The sequence below is a fragment of the Cognatundibacterium aquatile genome, from assembly GCF_014699135.1.
Lineage (GTDB): Bacteria > Pseudomonadota > Gammaproteobacteria > Burkholderiales > Burkholderiaceae_D > Undibacterium > Undibacterium aquatile.
In genome coordinates this window covers 605,063-627,210 of the sequence record NZ_JACOFT010000003.1, presented here as the reverse complement: position 1 = coordinate 627,210, position 22,148 = coordinate 605,063, and the positions used below count along the sequence as shown (strand labels likewise).

Sequence of the window (22,148 nt, the reverse complement as noted above, 5' to 3'; positions counted from 1 at the left end):
AAAATGACGAATATCGGCAAACAAAGTGGCATTTTGCCGGATGCAACAAAGAATAAAAAACTATGAGCGAACAAGCGAATTTATTTGAACAGACACCGCCGCCAGGCGATGGCGAAGCACTGACGCTGGCGAGTTTCGCCGAACGTGCTTATCTTGATTACGCAATTTCCGTCGTCAAAGGACGCGCCTTGCCGGACGTCTGCGATGGTCAGAAACCGGTGCAGCGTCGCATCCTGTTTGCGATGAACGAACTCGGTCTGAATTCGTCGGCCAAACCGCGTAAATCGGCTGCGGTGGTCGGTGATGTGCTCGGTAAGCTGCATCCACATGGCGATCAGTCTGTGTATGACGCACTGGTACGGATGGCGCAGGATTTTTCGCTGCGTTATCCGCTGATCGATGGACAAGGTAACTTCGGCTCGCGCGATGGCGATGGTGCGGCGGCAATGCGATACACCGAAGCGCGCCTGACGCCGATTGCCAAATTGCTGATGGATGAAATCGATCAGGGTACCGTCGATTTTCAGCCGAATTATGACGGCACCACCGAAGAACCCAAGCTGCTGCCGGCGCGTTTGCCTATGGTGTTGCTGAATGGTGCATCCGGTATCGCGGTCGGTCTGGCGACGGAGATCCCTTCGCATAATCTGACCGAAGTCGCCAAAGCCGCCGTCGCGCTGATCCGCAACCCGGCCATGAAACAGGCGGAGTTGATGGAATATATTCCCGGCCCGGATTTCCCCGGCGGCGGTCAAATCATCACGCCGGCATCGGCGATTGCGGAGATGTATGCGAGTGGTCGTGGCAGCATGAAAGTGCGCGCCCGCTGGAAAATAGAAGACATGGCGCGCGGTCAGTGGCAAGCGGTGGTGACCGAATTACCGCCGGGCGTCTCGTCGCAAAAGGTATTGGAAGAAATCGAAGAACTGACCAATCCGAAAATCAAAACCGGTAAAAAAACACTGTCGCCCGAACAGGTCGCGTTAAAGCAAGTGATCTTGTCGGTACTCGATACGGTGCGTGATGAATCGGGCAAAGATGCACCTGTGCGACTGGTACTGGAACCAAAATCGAAAAATCAGGATCAGGCCGAGTTCATGCAAATGTTGCTCGCGCATACCTCGCTGGAAAGTTCGGCGTCGATTAATCTGGTGATGATCGGTGGCGATGGTCGCCCACGCCAGAAAGGTCTGCTCGATATCATCAGCGAGTGGATCGCATTCCGTTTCACGACCGTCACACGTCGCACCCAATTTCGTCTGAAAAAAGTCGATGACCGCATTCATATTCTCGAAGGCCGCGAAGCAGTTTTACTCAATATCGATGAAGTGATCCGCATCATCCGCGAGTCGGATGAGCCGAAACCCGCGTTGATACAGGCTTTCCGCTTATCCGACCGGCAGGCGGAAGATATCCTGGAAATTCGTTTGCGCCAGTTAGCAAGGCTGGAAGCAATTAAAATTCAGCAAGAGTTGGCAGAGCTGCGTAAAGAAAAAGCGGGCTTGCATGATTTGCTCGACAATCCTGCGTCGATGAAGAAAACGCTGATCAAAGAAATCGAAGCCGATGCAAAGCAATTTGGCGATGCACGCCGCACGCTGATAGAAGAAGCAGTACGCGCATCGGTAGAACAAAAAGTGGTCGATGAGCCAGTCACGGTTGTCATCTCGGATAAAGGCTGGGTGCGCGCCCGCACTGGTCACGGACATGAAGCCAGCCAGTTCACGTTCAAGGCGGGTGACAGCCTGTATGGCACGTTTGAATGCCGCAAGGTTGATCATTTACTGGTATTTGGCTCGAACGGCAGAGTCTATTCTGTCCCCGTTGCCGCCCTGCCCGGTGCGCGTGGCGACGGTGTGCCGATTACGACGCTGATCGATCTAGCGGCTGGCACCAAGATTCTGCATTACTTCGCAGGTAACAATGACACCGGTTTGTTGCTGGCCTCTGATGCCGGTTATGGATTCACCGCGAAAGTGGGTGACATGGTTGGTCGTATGAAGGCTGGCAAAGCCTTTATGACGCTGGAAGAAAACGATTTGCCGCTGCCACCAGCGGTCATCAGCGAAGATGCCAGCGCGATAGCCTGCTTGTCTGAAAATGGCCGTTTGCTGGTCTTCGGTCTGAATGAAATCAAGCAATTATCGAGCGGTGGACGCGGCGTTATTCTGATGGAACTCGAAGAAAAAGAAGCCCTGCTGGCGGCGCAGGCGATCAGCCAGAAAGGCGTCAGGGTAACGGGAACCGGACGTGGTGGCAAAGTGCAGGAAGTGAATCTGAGCGCCAATGCCCTGTCTGTCCACATCAACAAACGTGCTCGCAAAGGCAAGCCGCTGGAAGCAAAAATCAGGGCCAGCAGCTTGCAGAAGCTGGGCTGAGTTAAGCCTGAGCTAAGCTGATACCGATAAAAAAAGCCTGAACGATGTTCAGGCTTTTTTATTTTAAGAAGTCGTTTTCCTCAGCAAGACTGGCAGCCATAAAACAAACCTCAGACCTCAGGCGATCGTAATGCAATTGCGTCCGCTTTGTTTGGAGACGTACATCGCCGCATCGGCAGCATCAAACAAGGTATCGACATCGCCAGATAACTCCAGATCGGCAATCCCGGCAGAAAACGTTGAAGAAAACTCCCTGTTTTCTGAATGCTGAAGAATTTTCGCAAATGCAATGCGGACCTGATCCAGCACCCGGCGTGCGGTACTTGCATCGGTATGCGGAAAAATAACAGCAAACTCTTCACCACCGTAACGCCCGACGATATCTGTACGGCGCAGACGCTGACGCAACAAACGCGCCAACATACGTAATACATGGTCGCCGGCAGCATGCCCATGCTGGTCGTTCACCTGCTTGAAATAATCGAGATCGATCATCGCCAACGCCAGCGGCGTCGCATTGCGATGCGCCTGCAAAATCTCGGCGGCAAGATGCTCTTTGATCGCAGTATGGTTATATAAGCCAGTCAGTCCGTCGCGCATAATCAGCGCACGCAAAGAACGATAGCGCTCGGCACGCGTTGCCAGCGACGAGATCAGGTAATCCGGCGCCACCGGTTTGGTAATGAAATCATCCGCACCAGCACGCACTGCTTCCAGCTGTTTCTGTGGGTCAGCCTCGCTGGATAAAAATACGATAGGCACATCCACGTACGAATTGTCCTGACGAATCAGATGCGACAATTCAATGCCGCTACACAATGGCATGTAGACATCGAGCAGCAACAGCTCAGGGCGGAAATCTGTCATGACAGACAATATCCGGGTTGGCTCATTCAGCAATTGCACGATCATGCCGGCATTGCGCAAAATCTCACCGTAATAATTCGCCGTCACCACATCATCATCGACGATCAGTATCCGGTAGCCTTTCGTCTCATCGCGCTGCAAGATGGTATCGATTCTTTCAGTCAGCTCGACGACATCGACTGGCTTAGTAAAGTAGCCATCACCCTTGGCGTGCACCGCCATCAGGCGAGAATCAAAACTACTCGACTTCGAAATAAAAATCGTTGGAATACGCAAGCGTTGCAGTTGTTCTACTTTCTTTATTTCTTCGACCCCGCCAGTGCCATCTTCGGCAGATCCCATATCGATCACAATCACATCCGGGCGTCGTCGCGCTACCGCCAGAGCCAGATTTTTCGACTGTTCCACGCTGATGGTCTCGTAACCAAAATGCTCAAGTTGGGTCGTAATTTCCTGATTTTGCCGACAATCCTGATTGACCAGATAAATCAGCCGCGACTGATTATCGGACGACGCCACTTCGCTCGCGTCTGCGGATGCGATATCACCCGGCGCATGTTCCTTGTTGAGATTGTTGAGTGCGGCAGCAAAGTAATCGCGAATATCACGGGCGTAATCGTCCAGCTCAGTCTGACTCCACTCTGTGCCGCTTAATAATGGCTTCAGACGCGACTCAAACACCCGCGCCTGCACACCCAACTCTTCAAAGCCGAAAGTGCCTGCGGAACCGGCCATCGTATGCAGATGACGATGCAAAGCCGTCAGTGACTCTTTGTCCTGCGGGTTGTGCAAATACTGTCCTAATGCACCAGTGATCTCGTCAAACCGGGAGGGTAATTTCTGCAAAAAAAGCGCTTCCAGCTTACGCAGTTTCTCTTGCAGGTTATCCATTTTTTCTGACATCTATTTTCTTTCCTGCCAGAGTTTAGCGACTTGTGCGGACAATTCCATAGGATCAAAAGGTTTAGCGATCACGCCGATGGCACCTAAGGAATAATACAGTTCCAATTCTGAGGTCTGCACTTTCGCCGTCATAAAAACCACCGGCGTCGTCGCCGTTACGGGCAGTTGACGTAACTCTGCCAATGTCGTTGGTCCATCCATATTGGGCATCATGACATCGAGCAACAGCAAATCCGGCACAAAGCCCGCTTTCACCTCTGACAGTGCCTGACTGCCTGAACTACAGGTCTTCAGAACAAAGCCGCCAACAACTTCAAGGGCAATCTGCGCCACCGTCTGTATATCGGAGTCGTCCTCAACATACAAAATGTTGACCAGGTTTGCAGATGTCATTCTCACTCCTTAAACAAAATTGTTACGCCCGTCAGATCAGCATAAATCAAGATGATGCTCAAAACAATCCGTCAGCAAAGAACGATATCCGGTTCTGCAGGACTTTAATCGCAGCATCATCGTTGTTATAAAAAGCTGTGCCTGAGATCAGATTACTTCAATGAAAAATCAACGCGGTTAGGAGCGCCCTTATCTTTGATGCCGTCCGCATTCAGTTTGGGGGCAATCAGGAACATGCGTTCGCGACTCACCAGTGCCACATCTTCGAGATAATCGCGCACAGTATCTGCGCGTCTTTGCGCCAAGTCCCGCAAATCATCGGTGTCCACCGTCAGATTTTGCAATAGCAATTGTTCCGCCTCTGCGTCTGGCAGCGTTTTAGCCAGCCCCAGCACATTCCGTGGTTTATTGAATTTTGCAGCATCGTATAAGGATTGCAGAAATTTATGTCGTTCGTCTGCCGTCAATGTCAGCGACTCCGCTTTGATGCCGCGATTTTTCCGGCCAAGTTCACGCCATTTAGCTTCGCGCAAACGATTTTCCAGCATTTCATGACGTACGCCCTCAGTATCACTCTTGACGTCCACACGGCCTGTAATATCCAGATGCAGACTGGTGCGTTCTTTCAATGCTTTTGCCAGGTTGTCGAGTTTTTCAGTTGCCGCCGGCGTCAGAACTGCACTGCCGGGATTGAATTCAAGATAGGCCAGCTCTTCACCACCACCAAACATCGATCCCAGTAAGGCAAACGGTGACGTCACCGCCTTGGTAATGATGTTCACAAACACTTTAAAAATAATGCTGCTAACAGAAAACTGCGGGTCGGCTAATGAGCCAGAGATCGGTAAATTAATCGTTATCCGGCCTTGGTTGTCACGCAACAGCGCCACTGCCAGCATCACTGGTAATTTGGTCGCACTCGGGCTGTCCACCCGCTCACCAAACGTCAGTTGATCCAGCCTCACCTCGTTCTCAGCCGTCAATTGCTGGTTCTCTATTTTGTAACTTGCCTGAGCCGACAATTTACCTTTTTCAATCACGTAGCCCGCATATTTAGCCGCATACGGCGTCAGCTTGGTCAGCTCGATCCCGTTCGCACTGCCTTTAATATCCAGAAATACCGGTGTGGATAAAGGATTCATGCTGCCTGAAATCAGCAAAGGTGCGTCATCATCCACTTTGCCATTCAGTTCCACCGTTGCCACTTGTGGGTTGTCGGATGAAATCGTGCCTATGCTACCGCTGATGCCAGTCAGGTTTGCATGGTAATTCGGTTGTATGAAATTGTCCGTAAAGTTTACGTTGCCACCGGTGATGACGGTTTGCCCTATGCGCATAACGACGGAGGATGGCGTACCGGTGACCGGTACTTTCTGCGTCACGGTGGTGCTACCGGCAAGGCCTGCAGTGGTTTTCGGCGTCATCTCTTTCGACGTCGGCACTGCGTTCGCAGGTACATCCTTCGCGGTTTGGCTCACCAGAATATTCTGTAAATTCAAGCGCGCCTTGTCAGACAACACCAGACGCGCAAAAAAATCATTCAGGCTCAGTTTTTTAACATCAATCAGTTGCTTGGTTTTTCCTACGTTCGCGTGAATGCCTTCGGCCGATATCGCTTTCCAGTCCAGAAAATCCTCCTCTGTGCCATTTTCAAATATCTGAAAATTATTCAGACTCAGCATGCCGTCGTAATCAAACTGACGGTCGGCTTCCAGGATATTTGTCAGTACCAGCTTGCCCTTGGCAGTGCCGCCACCTTTAACAATCTGCACATTCAGAAATTGCGAAAAATACGAAGATAGTCGCGCAATCGGCAAACTCTCTGTATCGACATTCACGTTTACTTTTTTCATACCGGCAGAACTACTGCCATCCAGATTCAGCTTGGAACGCCGGTTCAGTTTCGATTGCAGACGGAAGCTGACGTCTTTAGAGAGATCGCTGCTCAGTTGCCCCAGATTCAGGCTGATGCTGTTCAGGTTTAATTTCACTTCCGGTGTGACCGACTGATCGAGAAAATCGATTTCACTATTTTTCAGATCAAATTGATTCAGGCTGATTTTCCACGGCGCAGCTGCTGCGCTCTTGGCAGGTGGCTGTTCAGCGTTGGCAGTTCTGACGACGTTCCCTTTGGTCGCAGAGGAAGCTGACTCGGGCAACCAGCTCTGCATCAGCATCGTCGCCGATTTATCGCGCCGGATATCCGCCCGCAAACCATCAAATTCCGCGGTTCCCATTTGTATCGCACGGTTCGTGGAGTCAAGTAGTGTTTTGTTCAGCGCAAAAGATTTGAGCGCAATGCTACCGTCACTGGCGTTCCCTTTCAGCAGCAGATCACGCAGTCTGAGCGATAAATTACTAAGCTGAAATTCGCCAGCCTTCAGACTGACGCTGGATTCCGCATCCAGTTTGCCACTCAGATTCGCCTTCAAAAACGGATTCAGAAAAGCCTGATAATTGGCGAGCGCCACATCGCTGATGGCAAGCTTGCCATTCAGCGTAGAGGAAAAAATCTGCAATTGCCCGTCAAACCCGATTTTTTCATCGGCTTTTGTTTCCAGACTCAGTTTCAGTTGTGCTGGCTTGACGTCTTTCGCGGTCGATAACTGCTGCGCACGCAGGCTGATGTTTTGCAATTCCAGTTTTTGTTCTGGTTTGGCATGCACGGCATCAGAAAAGTGTATCTGTCCATTCGCGACCTGCAGATCGTGTACCTGCACGAGTGGCAACGGTGCAGTGGTTGCTGTCGCTGTTGTCGCCGTCACTACTGGTGTCGCTGTGGATGTTTTTCCGGCTGCAGCAGTCGTTACCGCCCCTGATTTACCAACGGGCGCAGCTTGCAGATTCGCCCAGTTCAGGCCATGCTGCGCATCAAAATCCAGCCATACCTGTGGTGCGCTCAGGCTCAATTGTTGCAACTCTGTCGCCGCCGTCATCAGATTCATCTGACGAATCTGCGCCTGCAAACCTTCCAGCTTCAGCAAAGGCTGACTTTGTTTATCTTTCAGGAAAACATCATGCAAACGCAAATCACCGGACAGAAAAATTTCCATCTGCTTTTTCTGGCTGAAAGTCAGATTGAGCTTGCTGCTCAGTCTGGCGCTGCTTACCTGCACCGGTAAGGCGACTGGCACATAAGGAATCAGTTGCGCCAGATCTAATTGATCGAAATCGATCGCCAGCGTGCTTTCGTGCGTTTCAGAAAATGGCTTGGCGCGCGCCTGCAAAGAAAAATCCGCACCGTTGATGTGGGCAGATAATCGGGGCTCGACAAAGCTGTCTATCTGTTTCGGGAAATTGGAAATGAAAGGTAAGCCTACCTGCAAGTCTGTCAGTTTAAATTGCTTACCGAAGACCTGGTCATCAAAGACGATAGTACCTTTGCTGATCTGTATGTTGGCAACAGAAAAACGCAGCGGCGCGTCACTTTTGGGAGCTGCTGCAATTTTATCCAGCACGTCGCTGACGTTATAGCGACTATGCTGAGCCGCACTGTAACGTACCAGATGCACATCCGGCGCAGTCAGATAAAATTCATCGAGTACCAGTGCGCGATGAAACAAGGATGTCATTGACAGATTGACTCTCAGCTCTTGCACCGCTAAAGCCGACGTTTTCTGATCGGCTTCATAGAGACGCACATTCGTCGCCGTCAGGGCAAGCGAAAATGGAGAAAAGCTGACCTCGCCGATATCCAGTTTGCGGCCAGTTTGTTGTTGCACCTGCTCTATCGCCATGCGTTTTACAAACACCGGCAGAAATAAATAGCTGAGCAACATCAGCAGCACGGCTAGCACCAGTCCCCCGGCAAGCCAGCGCCCCGTTCTCCAACGTTGAAAACGGGTCGAAAAAGAAGTAACCGGTAATGCCACTGTGAGCCTCTGCGTGTAGATAAGGTAGATAAAATGAAGCAAAAATCGCTGAAGCGCCTCATTTTTCAATTGAATATTATTTTTCCAGCATTATACGTCTCGCTAAACGTCAAAGCGGGGAAAACCCGGGCTGCGTGGGTTAAATAATGTGTCAAAAGATTACCAGAGTTCGTTCAGATGCTATCGATACGCATTCGAACGGAAGCGCGTAAAGATTAAACAAACCGTGAACAAGCGCCGACCCGGGCAGGGCTTAATGTTGACAAGTGTCAGTCAGGTGCAACAGCGGCAAGCCTTTGTTTCCGGCTCATACGCTTCATGGGAAAAAACCGCGCCGTTATTCTGGTCGCCCGCCGAAAACCCTGCTCCAGAGTGAATTCGCACCGATGTGATAGGCCAGATCTGCCGGTCGCTGTATCTTCCACAAAATAAAATCGGCCATCTTGCCAACTTCTAAGGTGCCGCTGATGCTGCTCGCCCCTAATGCCTGTGCGGCATGGCAAGTCACGCCCTGCAGGGCTTCCAGCGGCGTCAAACGAAACAGGGTGCAACCCATGTTCATTGTCAGTAACAGTGAGGTCAGTGGCGATGTGCCGGGATTGCAATCGGTCGCCAATGCGATCTTCACACCGGCAGCACGTAAGGCCTGCACCGGCGGCATTTGCGTTTCACGTAAAAAATAAAAAGCACCGGGCAATAACACCGCCACCGTGCCGCTGGCAGCCATCGCGGCGATCCCTTCCTCCGACAGATATTCCAGATGATCCGCCGACAAGCCGTGATAACGCGCAGTTAACGCCGCCCCACCCTGATCGGATAATTGCTCTGCATGCAGCTTCACCGGCAAACCAAGTGCTTGCGCGGCCAGAAATACCCGCTCGGTCTGAGCCGGCGTAAAACCGATTTTTTCGCAAAAGACGTCAACTGCATCCACCAATTCTTCCGCCACCAATGCTGGCAGCATGTGCTCGCACACCAGTGTGATGTAATCATCTGGCCGACCTGCATATTCCGCTGGCAAAGCGTGCGCTCCCAGAAAAGTTGTCTTGACGCGAACCGGAAACTCACGTCCTATGCGCCGCGCAACACGCAGCAGCCGCGCTTCGCTAGGCAAATCGAGACCATAGCCTGACTTGATTTCCAGCGTGGTCACACCTTCACTAAGCAACGCGCGCAGACGTGGCAAAGTCGCTTGCAATAGCTCATCTTCCGTCGCGGCTCTGGTCGCCGTGACGGTGGAAAGAATACCGCCACCTTGGCGGGCAATCGTTTCATAACTGACGCCATTCAGACGTGCTTCAAATTCATTGCTACGGTTACCTGCATACACCAGATGCGTATGACAATCGATCAGTCCCGGCGTGACCCAACAGCCAGCGCCATCGTGCTGTGTTGTGACCGAATAATTCGGGGGTAAGGCATTGCGCTCACCCAGCCAGACGATCTTGCCGTCACGGACAGCAAGCGCGGCATCATTAATCTCGCCATAACCATCTGTCATGGTCGCGAGGTGGATGTTGGTCCACAAACTATCCCAGTGCAACATCAGTCCACCCCGTTATCGAGAAATTCCAGCGTGATCAGATATACGATGGCGCCCTCATCGGCAGTCAGTTCCAGTGCTATGCCTGATGCAGGACGGTTTTCATTCAACAGCATAAGATCGCCGCTGCAAAATACTTCCTCCGCTGTTTCTGGCGTTGTCAGGCGAGCGCCACCGGCAACGCAGTACAACAGCATCTGCCGGGCGTCTTGCGCATGGATGCGATGTTGTCCGGCCAATAGCTTTTGCATGGTATGGGTGCAGACATCGCGGCGCGTCATCATGTTCAGATCCGACACGCTGCCCTCTGATAATTCAGCCGTTACCGCAAGCTCGCCTGCAAAGCAATACGGCGCGCTGTTTTGCGTCAGATGCACCGCACCCGATGGTGTAGTTCCCTGCTCTGCCTTCGTATGCAAAATCAAACCTGCGCCAGACAACACGGCAAGCGTTCTGTCTATGCCGGGGAAACTGGAAAACGGCCCATCAACCTCGACTTGCGCCGTACTCAGGCGCCAGATGAAATTATCCAGACTGGCGCCAGCCGGAAAAATCGCCAGCTCAGTCGTGCTGCCGCCGCCATTTTTCCAGGGCATCGTCTGATAATCACTCACCGACCAACGCTGCATCAACATACACCGTCAAGCCAGATATAAATGCTGATACAGATGCTGGCATTCTGCACTGATGCGGCCTGAGACCACCAGCTCTTTTGCTGCCTCGATATCGGGTGCGAAAAAACGGTCTTTCTCATAGAACGCAACCTTATTCCGCAAGGTCTGATGCACCTGCGTCAGCATAGGCGAGGTCTTCAGTGGCGCATGGAAATCCACGCCCTGCGCCGCCGCCAGCAATTCAATACCGACGATGGTCGCGGTATTCTGCGCCATTTCATGCAAACGACGGGCACCATAGGTCGCCATACTGACGTGATCTTCCTGATTGGCCGAGGTCGGAATCGAATCGACGCTGGATGGATGCGCGTGCGATTTGTTTTCGGAAGCGAGTGCTGCCGCTGTCACATGCGCGATCATGAAGCCGGAATTCAGGCCCGACGATGGCACCAGAAATGGCGGCAAACCAGATAACGAAGCATCAATCAGCAAGGCGATACGGCGCTCGGAAATCGCACCGATCTCGGCAATTGCGAGTGCCAGCGTATCCGCCGCAAAAGCGACTGGCTCGGCATGGAAGTTACCACCGGAAATGACTTCGCCGGTATCAACAAATACCAGCGGATTATCGGTGACGGCATTCGCTTCGATCAGCAAAGTGCGCGCTGCATTATTGATGATGTCCAGACAGGCACCCATAACCTGAGGCTGGCAGCGCAGGCAATATGGGTCTTGCACGCGCTCATCGTTGACCAGATGGGATTGACGGATTTCGCTACCGACCAGAAGCTTACGATAAATTTCTGCCGTCGCGATCTGACCCGGCTGACCACGACTGCTATGTATGCGAGGGTCAAACGGTGCGTCACTGCCTTTGGCAGCATCGACCGACAAAGCGCCGGTAATCGTGGCTGCTTCCAGCAAACGTTCCGCCATGAATAAGCCATGCAAAGCGAGCGCCGTTGATACCTGAGTACCATTGATCAATGCCAGCCCTTCTTTCGCGGCCAGCACCACCGGCGTGATGCCAGCATTCGCCAGCGCCTGTTTTGCCGATATCAGTGTACCGTTGACGCGCACATCGCCTTCGCCCAGCAGCGCCAGTGTCATGTGCGATAACGGTGCCAGATCGCCGGAGGCACCGACCGAGCCCTTGACGGGGATGGTAGGCATAATGCCAGCGTTGAGCATCGCGATCATGGTGTCGATCACAACCGCGCGGATGCCGGATACCCCACGAGCCAGGCTGGCAATTTTCATCGCCAATATCAGACGCACGACCTCATCAGCAATGAATTCGCCTGAACCCACCGAATGAGACAAAATCAGATTGCGTTGCAAGAGTTCAAGCTGATCATCTGGAATGCGGGTTTTCGCGAGTTTGCCGAAGCCGGTGTTGATACCGTAAGCCGCATCACCTTTGGCAACGATCTTTTGTATCATTTCTGACGATGCGTGTATCGCCGGGTAAGCAGACGCGACCAGTTTTAATGGTGCCGGACTGATCCAGATGCGGTGCAAATCTGACAGCGTGAATTCGCCAGGATGTATCTCAAGATGCTTACTCATTTTTTTGCTTTCTCAATAGGGTGTCGCAATGGATTGTCTCAATGTCTGCGCGCCTCTTCAGGCATTTTTGCGCCAGGACGCCCGTTATACGCGGGCATTTTCTTGTCAATTCAGACGATCTGCTTATTTAAGCATCGGCAAATTCAAGCCTTCACGCTTGGCGCAGGCCACGGCTTGTTCGTAGCCAGCATCGGCATGACGCATCACGCCGGAACCGCAATCATTGACCAGTACGCGCGCAAGACGCTTCGCTGCGGCGTCCGTCCCATCGGCTACAATCACCATACCGGAATGCTGGGAATAACCCATACCAACGCCGCCGCCATGATGCAAAGAAACCCAGCTGGCGCCACCGGCGGTATTCAGCAAGGCATTCAACAAAGGCCAGTCAGAGACGGCATCGGTACCATCCCGCATGCCTTCTGTTTCGCGATTCGGGCTGGCGACCGAACCGGTATCGAGATGATCGCGACCGATCACGACCGGTGCTTTGAGTTCGCCGTTTTTGACCATGTCATTAAAGGCCAGCCCGGCGATATGACGCTCGCCCAGACCCAGCCAGCAAATACGTGCAGGTAAGCCCTGAAACGCGATACGTTCACCCGCCATGTCCAGCCATTTATGCACGCCTTTGTTGTGTGGGAATAATTCCTTGATTTTGGCATCGGTTTTCCGGATATCTTCCGGATCACCCGACAAAGCCACCCAGCGGAATGGACCTTTGCCGTCGCAGAACAGCGGACGGATATAGGCCGGTACGAAACCGGGGAAATCGAAGGCATTTTTTACGCCGGTATCGAATGCAACCTGACGGATATTATTGCCATAGTCAACAGTAGGAATGCCCATCGCATGGAAGTCCAGCATCGCCTGTACATGCACCGCACACGCCTGAGCCGCATCCGCAGTCAGCTTTGCATGTTGTGTCGAATCGTGCTGGGCAGCCTTCCACTGCTGCACGCTCCAGCCTACAGGCAGATAGCCATTGATCAGATCATGTGCCGAGGTCTGATCGGTCACCAGATCGGGTTTCATGCCGCCCGCTTTGGCGCGCTTGACCAGCTCAGGCAGGATTTCAGCGGCATTGCCGAGCAAGGCGATAGAAACCGCTTCTTTACGTTCGCAATGCTGCTGTATCAGTGCCAGCGCATCGTCCAGGTCTTTCGCTTGTTTATCGACATAACGGGTACGCAGACGGAAGTCGATACTGCTTTGCTGGCATTCGATATTCAGCGACACCGCACCGGCAAAGCTGGCCGCCAATGGCTGCGCACCGCCCATGCCACCGAGGCCGGCAGTCAGTATCCAGCGTCCACCCCAGTCGCCGTTGTAATGCTGGCGTCCGGCTTCGGCGAAGGTTTCATAAGTCCCCTGCACGATGCCCTGAGTGCCGATGTAAATCCAGCTGCCTGCGGTCATCTGACCATACATGAACAAGCCTTTGCGGTCGAGTTCATTAAAGTGTTCCCAGTTGGCCCATTTCGGCACCAGATTGGAATTCGCGATCAGTACGCGTGGCGCATCTTCATGCGTCTGGAATACACCTACCGGTTTGCCTGACTGTATCAACAGGGTTTCATTGGCTTCGAGCGCCTTGAGCGAAGCCAGAATCTGGTCATAGCACTCCCAGTTACGCGCCGCGCGGCCTATACCGCCATACACCACCAGATGCTTAGGATTTTCAGCAACGGCCGGATCCAGATTATTTTGTATCATGCGATAGGCCGCCTCGGCCACCCAGGTTTTACAAACCTTCTCGGCACCATGCGGTGCGTGAATAACACGGCTAGCATCCCAGCGTGGATCGTTTTGAAGAATATCGGACATACGGTGTCTCCTGATCTCAGGTGTTACGGGGAAAATGTAGCCGGGCATTTTGATGGCCGGTAGCGCTGAATATTGACGTTCCCTTCAGAGCAGCTTTTTTTGAGTTTAAGTTGTATATACAACTTTTGCAAGCGGATTTTTAGTGAGACAATAGCGCAACTATTTCAGCAGGAATCCCGTGCCAAAAGTACAAGTTAATGCCCCCGTTTTCCAGACGATCAAAAATTATTTACTGAAAGAGATTCAGTCCGGTACCTGGAAAGAAGGCGATGCAATCCCATCTGAAGCGATGCTGGCAGAACAATTCAACGTCTCGCGCATGACGGTCAACCGCGCAGTGCGCGAGCTGACCAGCGAACAGATTCTGCACAGGATTCAAGGTTCAGGCACCTACGTTGCACAACAAAAATACCAGGCAACGCTGGTGGAAATCAAAAGCATTGCCGAAGAAATCCGTTCGCGTGGGCACGTGCATAGAAGTGAATTACATCTGCTGGCGGAGCATCCTGCAAGTGAGCAACTTTCGCAAGAATTTATGGTCAAACCGGGGCATCGTCTGTTTCACTCAGTCATCGTTCACTTTGAAGATAATGTCGCGATTCAGGTAGAAGACCGCTGGGTCAATTCCAGTGTCACACCCGACTATCTGCAACAGGATTTCAGCAGCATGACACCGAATGAGTATCTGGTCGCAGTAGCACCGCTGCAAGGCGTTGATTACCGGATAGAAGCGATGATGCCGCCAAAACAGATCGCCGCGATGCTGCAGATTGCCGTTAAGGATACTTGTCTGGTATTGCACAGAAAGACCCGCTCAAAGGGAAAAATCGCAACCGTTGTGACTATGTGGCACCCGGGGAAACGCTACCAGTTTGCTGGCAGTTTCTAATGACAAAATAACTGAGCACGTCATCGAAAAACCGCTCTGACACGTTGCAACAACCGGACTGATACGTTACGACATGATTTGGTAACAGTCTTGTAACAACGTTCATTCTGCCAAGCAGTTAAAATGCAGTCTGAATTAAGGAAATTACCATGGCAAAAAAGAATGAGCTTGATCCGGAAACCGAAGCGCTGATCGCATGGTGCACAGAAGTTGAAGGTTTTTTAGTTGCCGGCGGGGCGACCATCGCGCAGGCACAGGATCATATAGAAGAACAAATCGAGTGGTTCACCGATTTATTTTTTGATGGTTTAAGTCCGGAAGAAGCAGCAAAAGAGGCGCTCGCTTGAGGATAGATCATAGTAAAACCAGCCTCTGCTCACATGAAGTTTAGATTAAAAATGCGCCGTTTATTTTTGTACTTGTCAGTCGCACTTTCTTTGAGTCTGGTCAGTGCCTGTTCCACTACCAAATCGCCCTCCCAACAACATGAGGAATTTGGTGCCAGCGGTGTATTTACGCGCAGTTTTCCCGGTACGGAGCAATCCGCCTGCGAAGCAGCGCGACGCGCATTGCTGAGCCAGGGATATGTTATCAGCGACTGGAAACCTTCCATCCTGAAAGGTCGCCGCAAATATCAGCACGATGCCGAAGTCCATGCGGAAATCGAGTTTAATGTCGTCTGTGTCGCCAACAGTCTGGGCAGCAACAGCACCACCATATTCGCGAATGCGGTACGCGATCGTTACTCACTGAAAAAGAGCAACACCTCTGCCAGTATCGGCGTCAGTGCTATCGGCTCCGTCTCTTTACCATTTGGCACAACGGATGATGCGCTCGTTAAAGTCGCCAGCGAAACGATACCAACCGGGCAGTTTTACAACCAGTTTTTTGATCTGGTTGAACGCTATCTCGATAGTGTACAAATGCCGAATGATCCCGATGCAGAAAAAAAAGAAAGTGCTTCTGTAAAGGCACCGCCGGCTGAACAATCAGCCGCGCCGGATCAGGCGGGTAAAGAAATAAGTAAGTCGAATGCCGATAACTAAGCTTCCATTTGAAAAACCCATGCAAGCAGATGATTTGCAGCGATTGCTGACACTAAAAATGCCTTACGGCAAATATGAAGGCAGATACATCGCCGATTTGCCGGGGCATTATCTGGGCTGGTTTGCGCGTGAAGGTTTTCCCAAAGGAGAGATAGGCAGATTATTGGAGCTGATGTATGAGATTGACCATAATGATCTGCGGGAACTGCTGAATCCTTTGCGGCAGTCGACAAAATAAACAACTCAGGCCAGCCCTGCGTTGCCTCAATATCACTCAACGCCGTTCCACTCATATCCGATCAGCCTGCGGAGACGAACTGGAAACTAGAAAAAAAAGCAGCACAAAGAAATTGTGCTGCTTTTTTTAATTCAATAAATACCTATACAGGTAAGGCTCAGGCAAGTACGGTGTCTGACAAGGCTCGCAACTGATCGACGACATCCTGATCAATTTGCATCTTATTTGCAGCCGGAATCACCAGTGTGGTGATCTGCTTCAGCGCCGCCTGCGGCAATTCACAGAGACGAATTTTATCCGCCCGTGTCTGCTCCAGCGGGTGCGTAGCAGCCTCATACAAAATTACCTCATGATCAGGTGAATATGTTTTCATGAGCTTATTCACAATGATCTGCAAATGCGCCGGTTCCGTCTCAAAACGCTTGAGTGTCAGATCACCGGCAATACCGATCTGCCACAAAACAAACAATGCAGTCGGGTCGATCTGGCGCTGATAAATCATGAATTGGGTGGCTTCCATCGATTGCATACCAAAAGTACCCGGGTCGATTCCCAGATCGGCGACCAGACAATCCAGTGCGGAAATCCCCGGCTCCATATGTGCTTCAAAACCCTCCTGCCGCGCATCAGCAATTGCCAAGTGTGAGATGCAGGCGAAAATACCGGGATGCCCATAAAATGCCGCGCATACTCTTTTACCCTGCCGGACTTCATGCAGGATCGTATCAGCCATGCGACGATAAGTATCCCGCCGGGTCTTGCCATCGACTTTCGTATCGTCGTAATGATCTAATAAACAGACATACTCCTTTGCCACACCTTGCAACCATTTGCGGGTGAACATGTTAGGAACGGCAGCGATCACCACGTCAAATGACTCGATATAGCTTTTTGCCAACGGCGTCAATTGTCCCGCCATACGCATACCAGTGCCGACACAAACTAATTTCCCTGCTTTTTTATTTAACATTGAATTCTATGAAAATACGGAAACGCGATTACGTCCATCTGCTTTGGATTGATACAGCGCTTTATCAGTCGCTTGCATCAATTCCTGAAAATTAGTGATGCCGCTAGTGTTCATCGTCATTGTCGCGAGGCCAAAACTTGCGCTTAAAGGAAAACGGATGCCACGGGATTCCGTATCAATCATAGTAATAGCATGCCGACAACGTTCTGCAAGTTGCAAACCGATTTCCGGTTCTGCCGCTGGCAAAAAGATAGCAAACTCCTCGCCGCCAATACGCCCAAAAACATCACCTTTACGCAATACACCGGCAACAGCCTGACTCACATTTTTCAATACCCAGTCACCAGTTGGGTGACCAAAACTGTCATTCACATTTTTGAAAAAATCCATATCGAACAGGATCAGGCTGACCGCTGCAGTACGATGCTTAACCCCGGCTTCTGCTGAACTCATGAAGTGTGAACGATTGCTGATCTGCGTCAGCCCATCCAGTTCTGCATGGCGTTGGAAAATATTTTTCTGCCTGATAACTTTCCACAACCAGACGCCCAGCACACAAATAAAACACAGCACCAAGGCGATGATCAGCAATAGATTCTGATTGCTCTTCTTCTCTAATTTTTTTTCAACATCGAGAATTTTGTTCTTTTGTTCGAGTAAAACCATTTGATTGGCTTTGTCCTGAATCTCGAACTTAACACGCTGGTAGGCCAGGTTTTTCTGCAACTGTTGATCAAGCAGCTTATTTTTTAAAGTCAGCGCCGTATCGGCATACTCCAGTGCTGAGAAATACTGCCCCTGTGATCGCTTAATATCCGCCATAATTTCACTGGCTTTTTCCAATAACAAAACGACATTTTCTTTTTTTGCCCTGGTATATGCCTGAACACCGTATGACTCAGCCTGCTGCGTATCTCCCGTTTTTAGGTAAGCTTTAGCAAGTGCCGTTTCCAGCTGTATTAAGTAATCAGAACTCTGATTGCTTTTTTTCAACTCCACAGCTAAAGATACTCCAGCCTTGATACCCAGAGCATAATTACCTGACTCGATCACATCAATATTGGCGATGGTTTTAATCAAAAGAGACATAATAAAAAACTGTTGTTCATCACAAGACTTGATAGCACTATTCAACAGTTCATTGGCTTTTTGACGATTGCCCTTTAAAAAACTGATTTCAATCTGATCGCCGATCCCTAGGCAGGTCGCCAAACCTGGACTTTCTTCGCGATCCAGTTCTGACAAGCGTAACGCATACATCATCGATTCGTCATACGCCCGCAATGAATTCAGAATAACAATTGCTGATTGGAAAACATCAATCTTGGCATTTTTATTTTTCAGACTGGGGAGCAATACTATGCTCTGATTCATATAACTCAGCGCATTTTCATACTCACCTAAATTGATGTAGCCATCCGATAGTTGATATAAAAATCGGGCTCGATAGTCGATGTCAGAAATATCTGAGATGACAGACTGAACAAATTGCACACGCTCGCGGTGTTTTCCAAGAAAACCGAGCGCCGATGCACGCAAAAGCAGAAATTTATTTTTTTGTTCAGTAGAAAACGTAGTCTGCTGCGACGCCAGTTCGTCTAGTATTTTGAGTGATGCATCGGGAGAAGTGCTTAAAGTCTGACGTACTTTTTGAAAAAGCACATCATTTTTCGCATCTGTTGCAGCATTCACCTCCCGAGGCAGAATAACGATGAGCAGCATCGCGCATAACAATAAAAGCCTCATGGATTCTTTATCATTATTAAGCGCACGCTCTTAACAAATCAGTGAGTGGTCTCAAGAGACTGAAGCTTCGGCAAGTCCGCCTCATCAATCCCAATTAAATTGGCCACCTTCGATTTATCGCCGGAAATCAGCGAATTTTTTTCTTCCTCACTCAGACCAAAACTATCCATTGCGGCGACAGGGTTGGCTGCAAATGCTTCACGTGCGTCAGCGTTTTGATCCAGATAATTCAGATAGTCCAGCAGTTTTGACATAGTGTTTCTCAGGTAAAAGTTGATGACATTACTTCCAAGAAAACATTCTATTCGGTTTCATCTTAAATGTAAGCAAAAGTTACCGACATTAGATTATCCGCAACACCGGGTAACAACGCCATTCTGGTTCTCTGTAGCGCTCGCAATGCGTGAAAATAAAATCGAGTACCGCTTCCTGATTATTCAGTAACTCGGGATGGCTCTGCTTCCAGGCATCAAACAAAGCCAGAGTAGCCGCTTCGTCGTGCAGGATTTCCGCTGCGGTATCCTCGAATACGTAATCGGAATACGCTTCCTTTTTTTCCAACACACTATTGAAGAAACCCCAACGGAAAAAGCTGTCATGCGCCTGTGGCTCCAGCGTTTCCATCACATAACGTGCCTGTGGCTGATTAAGAGCAATCAGGTAATCACCAGGCTCCGCCTGCACTGTCTGCTGGCTGCTGACGAGCGTCAGCTGGTCGTGAAAAAGATGCCCCTCATACGCGTGCGGACGCGACTGCACAGATTCAATCTGGTAAGCCTGCACCTCAAGCATCTGCGCTTTTTCGACGCGCTGCATCTGCACAGCATTCCATTGCAGTCGCTCGATCACATCGCGCCATGCTTGTGGCACCAGATAGGCTTTGGGACGCGTAACTGTCACATCGCTGACAAAGTGATTGAAGTAAGGAATCGGTTTTTCCCAGGGCTGACTACGGTCATAGGCTAAGCGAGTGTAATGACCAATCACGCTGGGGCGATACACTGCCTGATATCCTTTGAACAGAAAGCTGGATGGACGGCTTTGATCTACCTTCCAGCTGACGGCGGCGTGCGTACTGGTTGCGGCAGCCTGTCTTGCCTGCGCCCTCAGCATTTGTATCTGTGCCGCATTCGCAATGGTGAAGTCCAGCACAGTTTCGACCAGTGCCCGCATCGATGCGTAGCGGTCAGCAAATGGCTTGAGCATGTGCGTTTCAGGCATAAAACCTATCGTGTGATGCAACGCGGCGTAGCCTGTGGAAAAACGCGGTGTTTCCAGAAAATCTTCAATGCCGTGATCCGGAATATCTTTCACCGGATTCACATACGGGCAAGTCGGCCAGCCACGTTCATTCATCTGTGTATAAATTGCAGGTAACATCGTCTCGCGCAAAAAGCCGCCGAGCGCACTCCCCAGCTTATCGGCCTGGGTCTGTATCAACGTCATCGTGTACTGGTAATCTGCGCCGTTAGACGTATGCGTATCGACCATCACATCCGGGCTCCAGGCACTGAAGAAGCGATTGAACACCTGCGCATTCAGACTGTCGCATTTGATGAAATCGCGGTTCAGGTCAAGATGCAGACTATTACCGCGAAAGCCGAACATCTCTGGGCCATCCTGATTCACACGTGATGTATTTTGACGATTGACGCAGCCATCAACGTTATAGACAGGGATAAACAAAAACACGGTTCGTCCTAATGCCGCCAGACGTTCCGGCTGTACACAAAAGTCACGCACCAGCGCCATACAAGCGTCTATCCCTTCCGGTTCACCCGGATGAATACCATTGTTATTAAAAAAGACGGGGCGGCCTTCGCGTTGCAGCTGCTCACGATCAAACACGCCATCCGCCGTCACGACGCCCGCATGAATAGGTCTTCCTGCATCGGATCTGCCTATCTCAAAAAACTGTAAGGTCCGGGGAAATGCTGCGGCAAGTCGCTGATAGAATTGTATGCACTCTTCCCAGCTGGTAGTTTGATTCTGATTGCCAGTTTCATAGGGAGTTAAAAATTGGTGTGCAAGCGTGGGCGTCGTGCTCATATTCAGGATTCTGCAAAATGGAGTAAGGCTTCGATTTTAGCTTACATTCCGACTATCCAAAAACACACGGCAGAGATGGCATACTGGAGCCTGCGATTTTATCCGCACTACCAAAGAAAAGAATCTGACCGGAGAAGACTGTGAATAACGCCGAGATTATTGCCCTGAAAAACACCTGTCATACCATCCTGCCCGGTCATAAAGCTCAGACCCCGGCACAGAGTTTTGCACAGATGGCGAGCTGGTGCGAAGCAAATAATATTGAGCATGATGTGTATGGTGAAGGCGATTTTCTGCAATCATTTGAGAAAAAAATTGCCGGTCTGCTGGGGATGGAATCTTCAGTATTTTGCATCAGCGGCACTATGGCGCAGGTAATCGCATTAAAACTGGCCTGCGAAGAACGTGGCAGTTCGCTGGTTGCGCTGCATCCGACCTCACACCTGCTTTTGCACGAACGCAGTAACTTTCAGGTCTTGAATTATTTCACCGCATTGAACATCGGTAACCCGCACCGTCCCTGGGTACTGCAAGACCTGCAAACCCAGCCCGAACACATCGCCGCTGCGCAGTACGAATTACCTATGCGTGAAATAGGCGGGCAATTACCGGGCTGGGACGAACTCAATGCGATAAAAACCTATTGCCGTCAGCAAGACATTCATCTGCACATGGATGGCGCAAGATTATGGGAAGCTGCCTGCGGGTTCAATAAGCCCTTGAACGACATCGCAGCAGGCTTCGATAGTGTCTATGTTTCTTTTTACAAAGGTATAGGCGGATTTGCCGGTGCCATGCTTGCTGGTCGCACTGATTTCATCGCGAAAGCCAGAGTCTGGATACACAGGCAAGGTGGTAATGTGTTCCGGCGCACACCGTATGTCGTTGCCGCTGCTATGCAATTCGATCAACGTCTTGCGGCGATGCCAGCGTATTTTCAGCGCACCAGGGAAATCTATGCTGTATTAAAAGACTATCCGGCATTCATCGCGAACCCTGCAACACCGGACTGCAATATGCTGCATCTGCATTTGCCGGCAGACAAAGACACAGCGATACAGTTGCGTAACCGCATCGCCAGCGAACATGGCATCTGGCTATTTAACAACGCAGTGCATACAGCGCTGCCGGGCTATTGCATGTTTGAATGGTATGTCGGTGATCAGATGCTGGACATCAACGACAACACATTGCGACAGGCATTGGATTTGCTAGCAACTGGCTTGGCGATGGGATGAGACAGT

General features: G+C 50.8%; 17 protein-coding genes. 6 read left to right on the top strand and 11 right to left on the bottom strand.

Annotated elements, in window-relative coordinates; translation table 11 throughout:
- Positions 1–62: 62 nt before the first annotated feature.
- Positions 63–2,378, top strand: coding sequence for a DNA topoisomerase IV subunit A (gene parC, locus H8K26_RS11305; RefSeq protein WP_190479561.1), 2,316 nt, complete (start codon positions 63–65; stop codon positions 2,376–2,378).
- A 117-nt stretch (positions 2,379–2,495) separates the two neighbouring features.
- Here the strand turns inward: parC and H8K26_RS11300 are convergent, their stop codons facing one another.
- The 7 genes from H8K26_RS11300 to hutU form a co-directional block, all read right to left on the bottom strand.
- A complete protein-coding gene (locus H8K26_RS11300) occupies positions 2,496–4,148 on the bottom strand; it encodes a diguanylate cyclase (RefSeq protein WP_190479559.1) in 1,653 nt (550 codons plus the stop codon).
- Positions 4,149–4,541, bottom strand: a complete 393-nt coding sequence (locus H8K26_RS11295; RefSeq protein ID WP_186883241.1) for a response regulator — start codon at positions 4,539–4,541, stop codon at positions 4,149–4,151.
- A gap of 152 nt (positions 4,542–4,693) precedes the next feature.
- Positions 4,694–8,413 (bottom strand): DUF748 domain-containing protein, encoded by a 3,720-nt coding sequence (locus H8K26_RS11290; protein ID WP_190479557.1) that lies wholly within the window; start codon positions 8,411–8,413, stop codon positions 4,694–4,696.
- A gap of 337 nt (positions 8,414–8,750) precedes the next feature.
- Positions 8,751–9,959, bottom strand: coding sequence for an imidazolonepropionase (hutI, locus tag H8K26_RS11285; protein WP_190479555.1), 1,209 nt, complete (start codon positions 9,957–9,959; stop codon positions 8,751–8,753).
- Complete coding sequence (locus H8K26_RS11280) at positions 9,959–10,591, bottom strand: HutD/Ves family protein (RefSeq protein ID WP_190479553.1); 633 nt, start codon at positions 10,589–10,591, stop codon at positions 9,959–9,961. Before H8K26_RS11280 ends, hutI begins: the two co-directional genes overlap by 1 nt.
- 6 nt (positions 10,592–10,597) lie before the next feature.
- A complete protein-coding gene (gene hutH / locus H8K26_RS11275) occupies positions 10,598–12,139 on the bottom strand; it encodes a histidine ammonia-lyase (protein ID WP_190479551.1) in 1,542 nt (513 codons plus the stop codon).
- 123 nt (positions 12,140–12,262) lie between these two features.
- Positions 12,263–13,966: a urocanate hydratase gene (hutU, locus tag H8K26_RS11270; RefSeq protein WP_190479549.1), complete on the bottom strand. Its 1,704-nt coding sequence runs from the start codon at positions 13,964–13,966 to the stop codon at positions 12,263–12,265.
- Between the two features lie 178 nt (positions 13,967–14,144).
- Here hutU and hutC point away from each other — a divergent pair, with 178 nt between their 5' ends.
- From hutC to H8K26_RS11250, 4 genes are all read left to right on the top strand, one after another.
- Positions 14,145–14,855, top strand: a complete 711-nt coding sequence (gene hutC, locus H8K26_RS11265) for a histidine utilization repressor (protein ID WP_186883235.1) — start codon at positions 14,145–14,147, stop codon at positions 14,853–14,855.
- 149 nt (positions 14,856–15,004) lie between these two features.
- Positions 15,005–15,202, top strand: coding sequence for a hypothetical protein (locus H8K26_RS11260; RefSeq protein WP_186883234.1), 198 nt, complete (start codon positions 15,005–15,007; stop codon positions 15,200–15,202).
- 51 nt (positions 15,203–15,253) lie between these two features.
- Entirely contained in the window at positions 15,254–15,901 is a 648-nt protein-coding gene (locus H8K26_RS11255) for a DUF2242 domain-containing protein (protein ID WP_186883233.1), read from the top strand.
- A 19-nt stretch (positions 15,902–15,920) separates the two neighbouring features.
- The gene (locus H8K26_RS11250; RefSeq protein WP_186896685.1) at positions 15,921–16,139 is read left to right on the top strand and encodes a DUF3820 family protein; all 219 of its coding nucleotides are present in this window, start codon (positions 15,921–15,923) and stop codon (positions 16,137–16,139) included.
- A 157-nt stretch (positions 16,140–16,296) separates the two neighbouring features.
- Here H8K26_RS11250 and H8K26_RS11245 read toward each other — a convergent pair whose 3' ends face one another.
- The 4 genes from H8K26_RS11245 to H8K26_RS11230 all read right to left on the bottom strand — a co-directional run bounded on the left by H8K26_RS11245 (position 16,297) and on the right by H8K26_RS11230 (position 20,904).
- Positions 16,297–17,109: an SAM-dependent methyltransferase gene (locus tag H8K26_RS11245; RefSeq protein WP_190479546.1), complete on the bottom strand. Its 813-nt coding sequence runs from the start codon at positions 17,107–17,109 to the stop codon at positions 16,297–16,299.
- Between the two features lie 6 nt (positions 17,110–17,115).
- The gene (locus tag H8K26_RS11240; RefSeq protein WP_190479544.1) at positions 17,116–18,855 is read right to left on the bottom strand and encodes a tetratricopeptide repeat-containing diguanylate cyclase; all 1,740 of its coding nucleotides are present in this window, start codon (positions 18,853–18,855) and stop codon (positions 17,116–17,118) included.
- Between the two features lie 38 nt (positions 18,856–18,893).
- Positions 18,894–19,109, bottom strand: coding sequence for a hypothetical protein (locus tag H8K26_RS11235; protein WP_190479541.1), 216 nt, complete (start codon positions 19,107–19,109; stop codon positions 18,894–18,896).
- Between the two features lie 88 nt (positions 19,110–19,197).
- The gene (locus H8K26_RS11230; protein WP_190479539.1) at positions 19,198–20,904 is read right to left on the bottom strand and encodes a M14 family zinc carboxypeptidase; all 1,707 of its coding nucleotides are present in this window, start codon (positions 20,902–20,904) and stop codon (positions 19,198–19,200) included.
- Between the two features lie 140 nt (positions 20,905–21,044).
- Here H8K26_RS11230 and H8K26_RS11225 point away from each other — a divergent pair, with 140 nt between their 5' ends.
- Positions 21,045–22,142 carry a threonine aldolase family protein gene (locus H8K26_RS11225; protein WP_190479537.1) on the top strand — a complete coding sequence of 366 codons (1,098 nt, stop codon included), beginning with the start codon at positions 21,045–21,047 and terminating at the stop codon, positions 22,140–22,142.
- Positions 22,143–22,148 lie beyond the last annotated feature (6 nt).